A 15,929-nucleotide genomic window follows, 5' to 3' on the forward strand; every position below is an offset into this window, starting at 1 on the left:
TCAGGATATATTGGTTTTGTTTAGTCAAAAGCTGAATACTTTCTAACTACATGCGATTTTATTGACTCTAGCCTGATGTCTGCCTCCTTCAAAACCAGTATTCAAAAACTGTTTAACTATTTTTGACGTAAGGCGTTTGCTTATAAATCTGGCAGGAATACACAGAATGTTAGCATCATTGTGAAGTCTTGCCAATGTGGCAATTTCAGCTGTCCAGCACAAAGCAGCCCTGATTCCAGCATGTTTGTTTGCAGTGATACAAACTCCGTTGCCGCTTCCACAAACCAAAATCCCGAAATCAGCCATTTTATTTTCAATATCTTGAGCTACAGGATGCGCAAAATCAGGATAATCGACCGATTCGGCTGTGGATGGTCCTCTGTCTATAAATGCGTAGCCTTCCTTTTCTAATAGCCTGGTGATATATTCTTTATACTCATAGCCTGCATGATCAGAACCAATTGAAATCTTCATACGTGTATTTTTATGGCGTTATTGTTTAAAATTTTTAAAAAGCCTCATGACTTTACTAAATCATGAGGCTTTTTAAGGTAATACCTAAATATCTGAAATAATATTCAGGTTCTATCTATATTTTAGTTCAAAGGGATTTCAGGGGCTTTTGCCCATTTTGAAAGTTTCCCTTCCATTTCCTTCTCAAAAGCAGGATCTTCCACTTTTTTTGCATTGCCAAGAATATCCTGAGCAGCACCAAGTCTGTACTGATAATCCTGGCTGAAATTATCAAAAACACTCTTGTCATCCTGAGATTCATAAAACTCAATGTACTGTTTTGTTTCATCTGCAAGGATTCTCAGATGCTTTTTGGCATTCTCAAAATCTTTTCCATTGATCAATACGGTAATGAACGGCATAATGCCGGCATCATATCTGAAATTCATATTTGGAAATCCTTCAAAATACTTATTGACTAATTGAATGGCTTTTTTATGGTCGCCTTTTCTGTCAAATTCGAGCGCAGATCTCATCAATACCAATTTCATGGCTTGAACTGCCGCCATATAACTTTTATCCACAAAGAGTTTTTGTTTATCAAAATTGCCCCATTTCCATTTATTCATGACAATATTGTAAGTCTTGTTTTCATCGATATCTCCAAATCCGTAGATACCTGGTATTTGTGACTTACTTCTGACCACCGTAGGGGAAACTCTCAAACCCAAACCTTCCATCTCTACGAAATCATTCAGTCCCAGAAGTTTGCTGGACTGACAGGTAATCGCAAAATATATAGGCCTTTCATAGATATTGGAAGCGATGACGTCCATTATAGCCAAATCATCTTTTGTAAATGAGGTAGATTCTGCAGGAAAACTCATCATGATGTTATCTGCCCACTCAGTAGTATCTATTTTATGCTGGAAAGGTAAACTTGCAAATTTTGCACGATCTACAGGGATGTAAAAATTTCTGCTATTGATAAACGTCTGACCCTGCATAGTGTATTGTGGATCTTTGATTCTTCTCAAACCTTCATAAACATTGAGTGGAACAGACAAATCCTCGCCCGTGGGATTTGCAAAAAATATCTGATTTCTGTTTTTACCTCTGTACTCTTCTTCTGTAAGAGTCAACTTGATCGGTGGTGAATCGTTGACCTTATTTCTCAGCTTATTGATATACCAATCTACAGCTATCAGACTCAGGTTGACCACCCTTACATCTCTCCTGATATTTTCGACTTCCTGAGCATACCACAAAGGATACGTATCATTATCCCCGTATGTAAAGATGATAGCATTGGGTTCTACACTATTGAGAAAGTTGGCGGCATAATCTCTTGACGCCTTGTGATGTTTGCGGCTATGATCATCGAAATTTTGGAATCCCATAATGACTGGTGCAGAAAGCACTAAAACCCCAGCTAACAATGCAGGAGTGATGCCTGACAGTTTTTGAGATAAGTATTGGTAGATAGCAAGGGCGCCCATACCTATCCATATACAGAAAGTCATAAATGAGCCAACAAAAATATAATCTCTTTCCCTTGGTTCGTTTGGAGGCTGATTGGAATAGATGATGATGCCTATACCGGTGATTACAAAGAGTATCAATAATACTATAAACTCTTCTTTCTTTTGGATATAATGATACACCAGACCTAAAAGACCAAAAATCAATGGTAAGAAGTAATATGAATTGTTTGACTCGTCAGACTTCATAGCATCCGGCAGTTTGTCCATTTTGTAAAGCTTGGCCTCATCTATCGGAGTGACCCCTGATTGCCAGTGTCCTTTCGACAGATCCCAGGGGAAGTATCCCTGCTCTGCCGTCTGTCTTCCTGTAAAGTTCCACATAAAATATCTGAAATACATCCAGCTCAGCTGATAGTGAAATAAAAATTGCAGGTTGTAACCCATAGACGGTTTTCCTTTACTGGTACCATTAAGGCTTTCTCTCCACATTCTGTGCAGATCAGGTCTACCCAATTCGGTATGTCCAATTCTTGGAAACAGGATCTTATCTTTTTTATCGTAAATATAGTCGTACTTTTCATCTACAATTTCATATTTCTCTCCTACGCGCCCATAGCGTGGCTCGCGGGATACATCTTTTGGTAGAGCATCATAATGTGGTCCTGAGATCAATGGTCTTTCACCATATTGTTCCCGATTCAGGTAAGGCAACAGTCTCATTGCATCACCTGGTACATTCATATTGATAGGTGTATCTGTATTGGCTCTGATGACTACTATACCAACAGTAGAAAAGGCCACTGTAACAAAAATCGCAGATATAACAGCTGTCTGAATCAATTGATTGCCTTTGGTATGGGAATATTTTAAAGCCAGATAAGCAAGTCCAAAAACTATAATCATAGTAGGTATCAAGCCTGAATGTACGGGCATACCCAAAGTATTTACACAGAACAACTCCATGTTTTTCCAGAGTGTAGGAATTCCTACAATCACAAACTTCATAATAAACACAATACCTACAACACCTAAAGCCATAGATATGAGTGCTCCTTTCAGGTTATGGTCTTTGTAGTTTTTATAATACACTAAAAGCGCTACTGCCGGAAGTGCCAAAATACTCAAAAGGTGAACACCTACAGACATACCATTTATAAAAAGGCTTAACACCAGCCATCTGTTGGCCATATCGCGATCATCGATATAATAATATTTTGTAGCAGCCCATAAACCCATAGCCGTAAACATGGTGGACATCGCATATACCTCACCTTCTACCGCCGAAAACCATATAGACGTACTGAATGCTGTAGCAAGACCAGCAGATAATCCAGCAAATCCCAAAATCAAATTTTGAGAAGCGTTTGTCTCCGTTTCTCTGCCCACCAATGCAAGTTTGCCAAACATGATGGTAGTCCAGGCTATCATCATAGCGGCCACAGATGTACATATGCCGGACATGAGATTGACAGCAAAAGCAATATCAGACGGATCATCTGAAAATACAGTAGCCAGCCAAGCAAATAATCTTCCAACAATCAAAAACAGACCCGCTCCAGGAGGGTGCACCACTTGTAGCTTATATGCCCCCAAAATGAACTCCCCACAATCCCATAGGCTGCCGGTGCGCTCCACTGAATGATAAAAGACAAAAAAAGTGATGATAAAAACCAATAAACCTGTGATATTGGTGACTCTTTTTTGTGATTGCATATGATTTTACTTACTGAGTTATAGTTAAGAAAAGGCAAAAATAACAAAATTACTTTAAAACAAACAATAATATGTATTTCAGCGTTTAGAATATCATTTGACGTGCATCTTATTAAACTTTCATCTCAAATTTTTTATTGTTATAAAAGAACTTAAAGGAATAGATTTAACTTACCTTTGCTCAGGTATCTATCGTTTCTAAACTTTTTTCATTCAGTTATTCCCAAGAAATCAATGCTGCCCTGACTTTTTGTAGATAAAAATTTGTAAACTAAATTTGGAGGAATCCTATGAATGACTTTTTTGAACATCTGATACATGAGTTCACTTTGCCTTTACGCAACCCTGTTCTTATATTTTCCCTGATATTGTTTATAATATTGCTCTCACCCATAGTACTGAAGCGATTGAATGTTCCGGGTATCATTGGTTTGATCATTTCCGGAGTGATCATAGGCCCGCATGGATTTAACATTTTAGAAAAAACATCGGCAGTTGAGTTGTTTTCCACCATCGGACTTCTTTATATTATGTTCATAGCAGGTCTTGAACTTGAGATGAATGATTTCAAAGCCAATAAAAACAAGAGTCTGTTATTTGGTTTTTTTACATTTATCATTCCCATAGTAATAGGATATCCTGTATGTTACTATTTATTGGGATATGATTTTAATGCCAGTTTTCTGACAGCAAGTATGTTTGCGACACATACCCTTGTAGCATATCCCATAGTAAGCAGATTTGGAATCTCAAAAAATCAGGCTGTGGCTGTCTCTGTAGGCGGTACCATACTTACTGATACTGCAGTCTTAATTATCCTTGCCGTAGTACTGCGCAATGCGCAAGGAAATCTTAATGCAGAATTTTGGTATAAACTAGGTATATCTCTTACGATTTTTGCAGCAATCATGTTTTTGATCATTCCCAGAGTGGCGAAGTGGTTTTTCAGCAAGCTAGAAAGTGAAAAACATGCTCACTATATTTTTGTGCTCTCGGTTGTATTTTTTGCTGCCTTTCTCGCAGAAGTTGCCGGAGTTGAAAAAATCATAGGGGCATTTGTGGCGGGTCTGGCTTTAAACAAATTGATCCCTCATTCTTCTGCACTGATGAATAGAATTGAGTTCATCGGCAATGCCCTGTTCATTCCGTTCTTTCTGATATCTGTAGGTATGGTGGTGGATATGAGTGTGATTTTAAATGGTACAACAGCACTCATTGTGGCAGGAACATTGACCATCGTAGCGCTCATAGGCAAATGGGTAGCAGCCTGGTTTACACAAATGGTTTTCAAATATACTGCCGCCCAAAGACAACTGATATTTGGACTTAGCAGTTCGCATGCAGCTGCAACTTTGGCCATCATTCTGGTAGGATATAATAATGGAATTCTGGATGAAAACATACTCAATGGGACGATAATACTCATACTGATCACCTGTGTGGTGGCTTCATTTGCTACAGAAAAAGCTGCAAGACAGATCATCGTCCAGGGAGACGGCATAGACAGCAATGTGCAGTCATCATCTCGTTTTTCAAATGAACACATCCTGTTACCTGTAGCCAATATAGAAAATGCTGAAAAATATCTTGATCTGGCTTTATTGATAAAAGATAAAAAATCACCCAATCCTATTTCAATACTTAGTGTGGTAAATAATGACCATGAAGCTGAAAGAAATCTGATCAGAGCAAAAATCAATCTTCAGCATTTTGTAGATCAGGGATCGGCATCTGAGACACAAGTCAATGTCATCACTACCATCGATCATAATGCGATGAGTGGGATATCACGCACCGCAAGAGAAGTATTGTCTGATATCATCATCATAGGGTGGCCTCAGAAGACTGCTTTCTTTGAAAAATTTATGGGTGAAAAACTTGAAACCATCTTAACCAATTCGGATAAATCGTATTTTATCAGCTACATTGCTCAGCCTATCATTTCATTAAAAAAAATCATCATCATTGCACCGGCGTTAAGTGAAGTAGAAAAAGGTTTTTCCATTTGGCTTTCCAAGTTTATGACTTTGTCCAAAGAGATGAGCTTGCCAGTGATACTGTATGGCGAAATAAAAACACTTGATGCTGTCAAAACATGGGTTAAAAGGCATAGTGTGAACGTAAATATTGCTTATAAAGAATTTAATGACTGGGAAGATATTCTTATCATAGGACGCGACATCACTCAGGAAGATCTCATCGTCATGGTGATGGCACGTAAAGGTTCAGTTTCATACATCAGCACCTTGGATTCCATACCCTCCAAAATTGAAAAACACTTTGAAAACAACAGCAAAATATTGGTGTATCCCAGGCAGCATGATTTCAGCCATGTATCTGAAAACTATGAAGATATAACCAGCGGACCTATATCCAAAGGTATCGAAACGATAGGCAAAGGGATAGAGAGTATTTTCAACATAGGTAAAAACGATGGCCAATGAAATCCAAAAACCAGTTTTTGGTACCAAAAGATGTATCTGAAGCTGATTTTACAGAAATGGTCGCGTCACCTATCGGGACATTTGCCATCATAGCATCTGAAGTCGGAATCAGATTCATCAAACCTGTAGATAAATTCATACCTAATACCAAACCTAATCATCACACTAATACTGCAGCCTCCCAGCTGGAAATGTATTTTACTGGCAAATCACGACAATTTGATATCAAATATGACTTATCAGGTCATTCGGCATTTTCTATCAGGGTATGGCAGGAGTTAATGAAAATTCCCTTTGGTCAGACGATTTCTTACGCGCAACTGGCTTCAAGACTAGGGGATCCGCTATGTATCCGGGCAGCTGCTTCAGCCAACGGTCGCAATCCGATCCCGATTATCATACCTTGCCACAGGGTCATAGGTAGTGATGGCAGTCTTACTGGTTTTGCCCTGGGCCTGGATGTAAAAAAGAATCTTCTGAGCTTAGAAAATCCTGCAAAATATGCTGTGATCCAAACTACTCTATTCTGAACTTAAAATCTAAAAAGATAACCGGATTACCAGCCGGAATTGATAACTTCACAAATGCGCATTACATCATCTTCACTCATCCTGGTGTGTAATGGCAAGACGAGGTATTTATCTTCTACCTCATCCATATTGGGATAGCGTCCTTCGACTTTACCACCAAAAATGCTGTATCGGTCATTGCGATAGTGTACCTGTGCAGATTCAATTTTTTGATCTCTGAGTTTTTGCCACAGCTGTTTTCTGTTTTCAACAAGAATCGTACACATCCACGCAGCATGTTCTCTGTCGTGATATCCACCACCCACAAAATGCAAATTATTGCAACCTGACAATTGTCTTTCGTAGATGCTGAAGAGCTTTCTTCTATAAGCCAGTGTCTGATCAAATTCTTCCAGGGCTGCCAGACCCATTGCCGCTCCGATATCTGTCATTTGGTATTTATAGCCCACTTCTGTGATGTCGTTTTCCCAGATACCCATTTGTTTGGCTGATCTGTCGATACCGAACCACCTGAGTCTTTTTGCTTTTTCATACTGTTCTTCAGGTAAGAGCAGTAAGCCACCATCGCCTGTGGTGATATGTTTGATAGCTTGAAATGAATACATCGTATAGGGTGAAATGCTACCCACATTTTCTCCTTTGTAAGTGGCTCCAAGTGCATGCGCTGCATCCTCAATGATCGTAATATTATGTTGCGCAGACAATGCTTTCAATTCATCCATTTCGCAAGGCAGACCACCATAATGCACTACTACTATTGCTTTAGTCTTCTCAGAGACAAGTCTTTTGACATGATTGACATCAATATTCATGGTGTGCGGATCGACATCCGCAAACACAATTTTTGCTCCCATATATAAAAATGGAATATTGGTCGCAGTACATGTAAATATCGGAACGATCACCTCATCACCTTCTTTGATATCCGCAAGCAAATAGGCAAGATGCAGGGCATCCGTTCCGGAACCGACTGCCAGCGCTTTTGTATTTTTTCCGTATCTATTGTTGAATTTTGTTTCAAATTCATCTACCAATGGTCCCTGTCCAATCCATCTGCCGGAAAGTACTTTGGTTACTCTTTCGATAGCTCCTGATGGAATATGAGGATGAAAAAGGACAATCCCCTCATTAGGCTCCATGAGTTTTGCCTCATCCATGCCTTTATTAAGACCCATGTGTAAATTAATTATTGCGCACAAAAATATGAAAAAAACTAACTTTGCAAAAATAAATATTTCATGATTGACTTTCAGTTATCATCGCCCATTGAATTTTATCCATACAAAAAGCCTGAAAATGCCATATTCAGCATCCTGATACCATCATGGAAAAATGACGCACACCTGAAATTAGTGATCGATAGTATTTGTAAAAACAGTACTTATACTCATCAGATATGTGTCCACCTAAATGAAGGAAATACATTGAGCAAGGAATATCTGGATCAACTCAACATATCGCACTCTCTGAGTCATGAAAATGTAGGAGTTTGTTTTGGTTTTAACGCTGCTGCCGGTTTTGCTGAGTGTGATTATATTGTCCTGATAGATGATGACATGTACGTGACCCCGGAATGGGACAAATGGCTCTATGATGAAGTAAAAAAACAGACAAATCCTTATTGGTGCATCAGTGGATCGATGATGGAAAGGACAGGACGGGAAAACCAAGCTGTTATCCTATGCAAAAACTATGGAGCCAACCCGGCAGAATTTGATGAAAAGGGCCTTTTGGAAGAATATCGGACTTATCAGCATCAGGATTGGTCAGGATCATTATGGTATCCGCTTGTGCTGGACAAAAGGATTTGGACACTGATAGGCGGATTGAGTACAGAGTTTTCTCCCGGTATGTATAGCGACCCTGATTTTATGATGAAACTCTGGCAGGCTGGTGTTAGGCATTTCAAAGGTATTGAAAAAAGCAGGGTATACCATTTTATGTCCAAGTCTACTTCAAGAATTGTAAAAAATGACGGGAGAAAACAGTTTTTATCAAAATGGAAAATTTCCAATTCGGTTTTTTCTAAATATTTTCTCAGGCTTGGAGAAAAGTACAAAGGTGATATTTCACAACCTGACTTGTCGGGCGTTAGGTTGAAATTAAAAATTGATAATCTTAAACGGAAATTCAATTTTTAAGCCAGATATTAGCGGTCATTGCTACTTTTGACCTTCATTAACATACTGAATTTAAATATTTGGGTACAATTAAAAGGTTATTTTTTCTCCTATCTTTTTTATTTTATAATTTAGTGCGGCAACTGTCAGGGTCATAAATGGGCTTATCCAGTTAAATATGGCATACACAAAATAATCCATCGTAGGTACTCCTAAGACACCGGCATTGTACGCCCCGCAGGTATTCCAGGGGATCAAAGCTGAAGTTACTGTTCCTGAGTCCTCAAGTGTTCTACTCAGGTTGGCAGGATGTAATCCTTTATCTTCAAATGCCTTTTTATACATTTTCCCCGGAATTACTATGGCAAGATATTGATCTGAAGCGGTTACATTGATCGCTAAACATGACAAAACCGTGCTGGCAAAAAGACCGAAAACTGTATGAAACATATTGAGAAGAGCTTGACTGATCCTTGCAAGAGCACCAATGGCGTCCATCACGCCACCAAATACCATAGCACAAAGAATCAGCCAGATGGTTCCCAACATTCCTTCCATACCTTTTGCGGCAAAAAGATCATTGAGCTCCGGATGTGTAGTAGCTACAGAAGTTTTGGTAGTCAGAGCGGTGAGTACACCTTTATAAGCAGTATTAAATGTCAATTGGGTACCTTCTGCCACTTTTACAACCAAATCAGGTTGAAATATGATAGCAGCAACTCCACCCAAGAGTGCACCGGCCAATAACGCAATCAATGGTTCCGTCTTTTTCATAATCATAAATATGACAAAAGCTGGAATCAAAAATAACCACGGTGAAACTTTAAATGAAGCATCTATCGCCCCCAATTTGTCCGAAATATCTGCAGTACCTGACACATTAATGTTGAATCCAATGACTAAAAAAATCATTAATGTAATCACATACGATGGGATAGTAGTAACTGTCATATGTTTGATATGGTCAAAAAGTGTTGCCCCAGCCATAGCGGCTGCCAGATTGGTAGTATCGGAAAGAGGTGATAACTTATCCCCGAAGTATGCACCACTGATGACAGCGCCCGCTGTCATTCCGGGGTCTATACCCATGGAGCTTCCTATACCAATGAGCGCTATACCTACAGTAGCTGAAGTAGACCAGGAACTGCCAGTAGCTATCGAAACCACAGAGCATATCATCAATGAAGCTACTAAAAATATAGTTGGTGTCAACAACTGAAGGCCATAGTATATCATAGTCGGAATGATACCACTTAGCAGCCATGTACCTGACAATGCACCCACCATCAGCAAGATCAGGATGGCACCCGTTGTGGATTTTACATTGTGTGCTACTTCTTCCAGCATCTGTTTATATGTCACCCGATTTCTGAATCCGACTATAGCTGCAACTGCGGCACCAATAATTAAAATAAATTGATTTGATCCACCTAAAGCACTGTCACCAAAAATAAAAATATTGTACGCCAACATTCCAACTAAAATCAAGACAGGAAATAAGGCTTCGTAGATACTTAATTCCTTATTTTCGATGATAGTTTCTTGTTCCGGTAACTCTGGTTTGATTTCTTCGCTTTGCATCGGAGTATATTTTAATTACTTTTTTTTTATAAAATCTTTCTGAAAATTGAACGCAATTTAATCCAATTATTTATTATGAATATAAATTAACATCATTTTCAAATATTTTAGCAAAAATTTGAACAAACGTCTTTAAAGTGCTATTGATAAAAGTTTACTAAATTGATACTCAATGCGACCCATCTATGCAAGTATAATCCTGATGCTTTTTATGCTCTCCTGTAAAAATGAAGATAAAAAATCAAAGGAAAAAAAACCAGGGGATTCGAAGGAACAAAAGGCAATGGTCGTCAGCGGTATTATCGCACGGGATCAAATGACAACCGGTTCTTTTTCTACTACCGGTACGATATTGGCCAATGAAGAAGTAGAAGTGAAAAGTGAAATTTCCGGTAAAGTCACCGGTATATATTTCAAAGAAGGAAATCCTGTGAGCAAAGGTCAATTATTGGTAAAATTGGATGATGATGATATTCAGGCTCAATTGAATAAACTGAAAATCGAAATTAAGCTGGCTCAGGACAAAGAAAACAGAGCTAAACAATTATTAGCAGCTTCTGCAGCCAGTAAAGAAGAGTATGAATCTGCCGAAGGAAACGTAAATCTACTTAAGGCAAATGAACAAATTCTTAAAACAAATCTTGCTAAAACCAGAATCACAGCTCCTTTTTCAGGTATCATTGGATTAAAAAACATCAGTCCCGGTGCCATTATCTCTCCTTCCAATATTGTTGCTACAATCCAAAATACACAACCTCTCAAGTTGGAATTTTCTATCCCGGAAAAATACAACCATCTACTGAATACAGGGAAAATTGTAGATTTTACCACAGGAGGAAGTACCATAATACACAAGGCATCGGTGTATGCAAAAGAACCTAAAATCGATGAAGTAACCAGGACCACAAAAGTGCGTGCAACATTTGCAAATCCGGGAGGAAAATTGTTTCCGGGAGCTTTTGCAGAAATAACCATCTCTGTTGGCGAGAAGAGTATGGTACGAATGATCCCGTCAATCGCTTATATTCCTGATATCAATGGAGCAAAGGTATTTGTCAAGAAGAATGGTGTAGCCACGAGCGTAAATATTAAAGCCGGATTAAGAACAGAAAAAGAAATTCAGATATTAGAAGGAATTGAAGACGGTGATACGGTCATCACTTCCGGAATTCTACAGCTTAAGCCTAACACACCTGTAGAAGTAAACATCATTAATCAGGCACAATAATATCATGAGTTTATCAGAAGTTAGTATAAAGAGGCCTGTTTTAGCCACTGTGATGTCAGTAATCCTTGTATTATTTGGCATCATAGGGTTCACATATCTTGGAGTGAGAGACTATCCGAGTGTCGACCCTCCAGTCATCTCCGTAAGCACATCCTATACGGGTGCCAACTCCGAGGTAATCATATCACAAATCACAGAGCCACTCGAAGAGTCAATCAATGGTATAGACGGAGTAAAAACCATCACATCAACCAGTAGCGACGGCAGAAGCAATATTTCGGTAGAATTTGATCTTGATGTGGATCTGGAGACAGCAGCCAATGATGTCAGAGACCGTGTATCCCGGGCACAAAGAAACCTGCCTCCTGATGCCAACCCACCTATAGTCAGTAAAGCCGATGCCAACTCCAATCCCATCATATCTCTGACTGTCCAGAGTAAACAAAGATCCATGCTGGAAATTTCCGAAATTGGAAATAACCTTTTTAAGGAACGGTTTCAGACTATACCCGGTGTGAGCGGTGTCACTATTTGGGGAGAAAAGCGTTACTCCATGAAGCTCATCATGGATCCTCACAAAATGACGGCTCTGAGCGTCTCTCCGGTAGATATCAGAAATGCCCTGACTGCTGCCAATGTGGAATTGCCTTCAGGTAGACTCGAAGGTGACAATACTGAGCTGACCATCAGAACTGTAGGACGAATAGAATCCGAAGAACAGTTTAATGACCTCATCATCCGAGAGACCAATGGCACAATCATACGTTTTAAGGATGTGGGAGTGGCAGAATTAAGACCTGAAAACGAAAGGTCAATTCTGCGAGGAAATGGTGGTATTCCGATGATCGGTGTAGCTGTCACCCCGCTACCCGGAGCCAACTATATATCTATCGCTGATGAGTTTTACAAAAGACTTGAAGACATCAAAAAAGAAATACCTGCTGATCTTGAGATAGGCTTAGCCTTAGATACTACAAAAGGTATAAAAAAAGCGATTCTTGAAGTACAGGAGACGATATTGATTGCTTTTGGTCTGGTAGTATTAGTCATATTTTTATTTTTAAGAAACTGGAGATCTACATTAATTCCCGTTATTGCTATTCCTATATCATTGGTCAGTACATTTTTCATTATGTATCTGGCTGACTTTTCTATCAATATTTTGACACTGCTGGGCATCGTTTTGGCAACAGGGCTTGTGGTCGATGATGCCATAGTTGTGCTTGAAAACATATATCAGAAGATTGAGCAGGGTATGTCCCCCAGAGAAGCATCATTTAAAGGCTCTGAAGAGATATTTTTTGCTATAGTTTCTACTACTGTGACTTTGGTGGCAGTATTTCTGCCCATCATGTTCCTTGAGGGTTTGACAGGAAGGTTATTCAGGGAGTTTGGTGTTGTAGTAGCAGGTTCGGTATTGATTTCTGCATTTGTATCATTGACACTTACACCTATGATGAGCTCAAGATTGCTAAGAAAAGGTGATCACGAGCGAGGGCTGTACAAACTTACAGAAGGTTTTTTTACTGGTATGACAAATGCCTATGATAAGTTATTGAAAGTATTTTTCAGATTCAGATGGCTATCGGTTATTATTATGGTTCTTTCATCCTGGATGATATATAAACTTGGAGCTGGTTTGCCTACAGAATTAGCTCCTATGGAAGACAAAGGCCGACTAAGTATCAATGCTACAGCTCCGGAAGGTACATCTTTTGAGTTTATGAACGAGTTTATTTCAAAAATCATAAAAGATGTAGATACACTTCCGGAAAAAGAGTCCATACTATCTGTCACTGCTCCCGGGTTTGGTGCATCGCAAGCGTCCAATTCAGGTTTTGTAAGAATATCACTGAAGGATGCTGAATTCAGGAATAGAACACAAATGGAGATTGCTGATGAACTATCCAAAAAGGTGAGAAACTATACGGAAGCAAGGGTTTTTGTCAATCAGGAACAAACCATCGGTGACCGCCGAGGTGGCCTGCCTGTTCAGTTTGTCATCATGGCTCCGAATTTTGATATGCTCAAAAAGGCAATTCCACCATTTTTGGAGCAAGCAAGGCAAAATGAAGCATTTCAGGCCGTGGATATCAATTTAAAATTTAACAAACCTGAACTCAAAATAGACATAGACCGTAACAGGGCTCAATCGCTTGGCGTATCAGTAATGGATATAGCTCAAACACTCCAATTGTATTTTGCAGAACAAAGACTTGGGTTTTTCATCAGAGATGGCAAACAATATCAGGTGATCGGTATAGCCAACAAAGAAAACAGAAATGATCCATCGGATTTAAAATCAATCTATGTGCGCACTAAAAATGGCCAAATGGTTCAGCTGGACAATTTTATCACGATGACAGAGCAGAGTAACCCACCACAGCTATATCGTTTCAATAGATATGTTTCTGCTACCATTTCAGCCGGCACTGCCCCGGGAGTCTCATTAGGTCAGGGTATCGAAGAAATGAGAAAAATAGCCGGAGAAGTATTGGATGACAACTATTCGACGGACCTTTCAGGCCCGTCCAAAGAGTTTGCAGAGAGTTCATCTACCCTATTATTTGCATTTCTTTTGGCTCTTGTTCTTGTATATTTGATTTTGGCTGCTCAGTTTGAAAGTTACATTGATCCGCTTATCATCATGTTTACCGTTCCTCTGGCGTTGGCCGGAGCAGTGTTGGCTTTGTGGTATACCGAATCCACATTGAATATCTTCAGTCAGATAGGTATCATCGTCCTTGTAGGTATTGTGACTAAAAATGGTATCCTCATAGTAGAATTTGCCAATCAACGAAGAGAAGATGGCCTGAGTCTGCATGAAGCAGTCAGAGAAGCCGCTGTATCAAGATTGCGACCCATACTTATGACCAGTCTCGCTACCATGCTGGGAGCATTGCCCATAGCTCTTGCTCTTGGCGCAGCATCTATTTCAAGGGTATCTATGGGTATAGCCATCATAGGAGGCCTGATGTTTTCACTTATATTAACACTTTTTGTAATTCCGGCATTATACACTTATCTGTCAAGGACCAAAAATTATCATTCAGATGAAGCAGCACATTAATATAATCATAGTCCTTTTGTTATTTAGTAACAATGGTATCACTCAGCAAATGTTATCACTTGAAGATGCTATAAGTATTGCTATCCAGAATAACTACAACGTTCAGATAGCCAGAAATGCTGCACTTATTGACAAGACCAACAATACTCGCGGCAATGCAGGCATGCTCCCGCAAGTCAATTTAAATTTTGGAAACAACAATAATATCAACAATACAAGACAACAATTTTTCAGCGGTGATGAACGCACCGGAAACAATGTCAACACGACCAATTTAAATGCCAATCTTCAGCTTGCATGGACCGTATTTGATGGTATGCGCATGTTTGCAAGTAGGGAAAGACTCAGAGAAATAGAAAGTGCAGGACAGCTGAACACCATGATCCAAATGGAAAATACCATCTATCAGGTGATGAGTGCTTATTACAATATCATCCAACATAAAAAAAGGATCAGTACCATCGGAAAAGCCATTGAATTATCTCTCGAACGAAGATCACTTGCAGCACTGAAAAGAGAATTAGGTTCATCGTCATCTTTACCTGTACTGCAGGCAGATGTTGACATCAATGCAGATAGCGCAGCGTTGATAAGACAAAACTTAGTCCTGAAAAACACCAAAATATTGCTTAATGAACTCCTCGGCAGAAGTCCTGATACCGAATTTGAAATCAATGACTATATAGAACCTGCTTCATTGCCGGATTACCAGGATATGTTATCAAAAGCTGAAACAAATAATAAATGGCTGCAGATGACAGATAAAAATATCAAAATATCAGAAATCAATATCAAACAATGGCAAGCCAACAAGCTTCCTTCCGTTGATGTCAATCTGGGGTACAATTTTACCAGGTTCAGCGCAGAGATAGGTGTCCTTAAGTTTAATCAAAATCTTGGATTTTCTTACGGTCTGACCGGAAGGTGGAACATTTTTAACGGCTTTAATAACAAGAGGGAAATACAAGTGGCCAAACTGAATCTGGAGTCCGGCAAACTCAACAAAGAACAATCCCGTCTGAGTATACATACAGATTTGTTTACTTTTTATACCAACTACCTAGCTGCAATGGAGATGTCAGAAATAGAAAAGCGGAATATCAGCATAGCAAAGGAAAATCTCAACATTACTTCTGAAAAAATGCGTATAGGTACCATACAATCCTTAGAGTTAAGGCAAGCTCAGTTAAATCTTGTTGATGCTGAATTCAGAAAAATAATGGCAGAATTTGATGCTCAGATGGCTATCCTTGAAATAAAAAGGCTGACTGGTGAGCTGATAAAAAACTGATTTGAGAAACAGTTC

Annotated in this window: 10 protein-coding genes; 6 read left to right on the forward strand and 4 right to left on the reverse strand. The window is 39.2% G+C overall.

Annotation, left to right across the window (positions count from 1 at the left end; all coding sequences use genetic code 11):
• Positions 1-42 precede the first annotated feature (42 nt).
• Both rpiB and IPK35_02165 read right to left on the reverse strand, forming a co-directional pair.
• The gene (gene rpiB / locus IPK35_02160; protein MBK8052102.1) at positions 43-474 is read right to left on the reverse strand and encodes a ribose 5-phosphate isomerase B; all 432 of its coding nucleotides are present in this window, start codon (positions 472-474) and stop codon (positions 43-45) included.
• Between the two features lie 122 nt (positions 475-596).
• Entirely contained in the window at positions 597-3,650 is a 3,054-nt protein-coding gene (locus tag IPK35_02165) for a DUF2723 domain-containing protein (protein ID MBK8052103.1), read from the reverse strand.
• Between the two features lie 290 nt (positions 3,651-3,940).
• On the opposite strand from IPK35_02165, the gene IPK35_02170 reads away from it, so the two are divergent.
• On the forward strand, positions 3,941-6,094 hold the full coding sequence (locus IPK35_02170) for a cation:proton antiporter (protein ID MBK8052104.1): 2,154 nt from the start codon (positions 3,941-3,943) through the stop codon (positions 6,092-6,094).
• Positions 6,095-6,150: 56 nt separating this feature from the next.
• The gene (locus IPK35_02175) at positions 6,151-6,624 is read left to right on the forward strand and encodes a methylated-DNA--[protein]-cysteine S-methyltransferase (GenBank protein MBK8052105.1); all 474 of its coding nucleotides are present in this window, start codon (positions 6,151-6,153) and stop codon (positions 6,622-6,624) included.
• Positions 6,625-6,650: 26 nt separating this feature from the next.
• Here IPK35_02175 and IPK35_02180 read toward each other — a convergent pair whose 3' ends face one another.
• Positions 6,651-7,799 (reverse strand): DegT/DnrJ/EryC1/StrS family aminotransferase, encoded by a 1,149-nt coding sequence (locus IPK35_02180; protein ID MBK8052106.1) that lies wholly within the window; start codon positions 7,797-7,799, stop codon positions 6,651-6,653.
• Between the two features lie 63 nt (positions 7,800-7,862).
• On the opposite strand from IPK35_02180, the gene IPK35_02185 reads away from it, so the two are divergent.
• Entirely contained in the window at positions 7,863-8,765 is a 903-nt protein-coding gene (locus IPK35_02185) for a glycosyltransferase family 2 protein (protein ID MBK8052107.1), read from the forward strand.
• Between the two features lie 69 nt (positions 8,766-8,834).
• Here the strand turns inward: IPK35_02185 and nhaC are convergent, their stop codons facing one another.
• Complete coding sequence (gene nhaC, locus IPK35_02190) at positions 8,835-10,325, reverse strand: Na+/H+ antiporter NhaC (protein ID MBK8052108.1); 1,491 nt, start codon at positions 10,323-10,325, stop codon at positions 8,835-8,837.
• Between the two features lie 172 nt (positions 10,326-10,497).
• Here nhaC and IPK35_02195 point away from each other — a divergent pair, with 172 nt between their 5' ends.
• The 3 genes from IPK35_02195 to IPK35_02205 are packed head-to-tail and all read left to right on the forward strand — an operon-like array spanning position 10,498 to position 15,914.
• Entirely contained in the window at positions 10,498-11,553 is a 1,056-nt protein-coding gene (locus tag IPK35_02195) for an efflux RND transporter periplasmic adaptor subunit (protein MBK8052109.1), read from the forward strand.
• A 4-nt stretch (positions 11,554-11,557) separates the two neighbouring features.
• Positions 11,558-14,623 carry an efflux RND transporter permease subunit gene (locus IPK35_02200; GenBank protein ID MBK8052110.1) on the forward strand — a complete coding sequence of 1,022 codons (3,066 nt, stop codon included), beginning with the start codon at positions 11,558-11,560 and terminating at the stop codon, positions 14,621-14,623.
• Complete coding sequence (locus IPK35_02205; protein ID MBK8052111.1) at positions 14,607-15,914, forward strand: TolC family protein; 1,308 nt, start codon at positions 14,607-14,609, stop codon at positions 15,912-15,914. The genes IPK35_02200 and IPK35_02205 overlap by 17 nt, the downstream gene beginning before the upstream one ends.
• The last annotated feature ends 15 nt before the right edge of the window (positions 15,915-15,929 follow it).

Source organism: Saprospiraceae bacterium, assembly GCA_016713025.1.
GTDB lineage: Bacteria > Bacteroidota > Bacteroidia > Chitinophagales > Saprospiraceae > OLB9.

Bases quoted from the DNA above. Each gene is read 5' to 3' on its own strand.
- rpiB (MBK8052102.1), bottom strand. From the start codon at position 474: ATGAAGATTTCAATTGGTTCTGATCATGCAGGCTATGAGTATAAAGAA.
- IPK35_02165 (MBK8052103.1), bottom strand. From the start codon at position 3,650: ATGCAATCACAAAAAAGAGTCACCAATATCACAGGTTTATTGGTTTTT.
- IPK35_02170 (MBK8052104.1), top strand. From the start codon at position 3,941: ATGAATGACTTTTTTGAACATCTGATACATGAGTTCACTTTGCCTTTA.
- IPK35_02175 (MBK8052105.1), top strand. From the start codon at position 6,151: ATGGTCGCGTCACCTATCGGGACATTTGCCATCATAGCATCTGAAGTC.
- IPK35_02180 (MBK8052106.1), bottom strand. From the start codon at position 7,799: ATGGGTCTTAATAAAGGCATGGATGAGGCAAAACTCATGGAGCCTAAT.
- IPK35_02185 (MBK8052107.1), top strand. From the start codon at position 7,863: ATGATTGACTTTCAGTTATCATCGCCCATTGAATTTTATCCATACAAA.
- nhaC (MBK8052108.1), bottom strand. From the start codon at position 10,325: ATGCAAAGCGAAGAAATCAAACCAGAGTTACCGGAACAAGAAACTATC.
- IPK35_02195 (MBK8052109.1), top strand. From the start codon at position 10,498: ATGCGACCCATCTATGCAAGTATAATCCTGATGCTTTTTATGCTCTCC.
- IPK35_02200 (MBK8052110.1), top strand. From the start codon at position 11,558: ATGAGTTTATCAGAAGTTAGTATAAAGAGGCCTGTTTTAGCCACTGTG.
- IPK35_02205 (MBK8052111.1), top strand. From the start codon at position 14,607: ATGAAGCAGCACATTAATATAATCATAGTCCTTTTGTTATTTAGTAAC.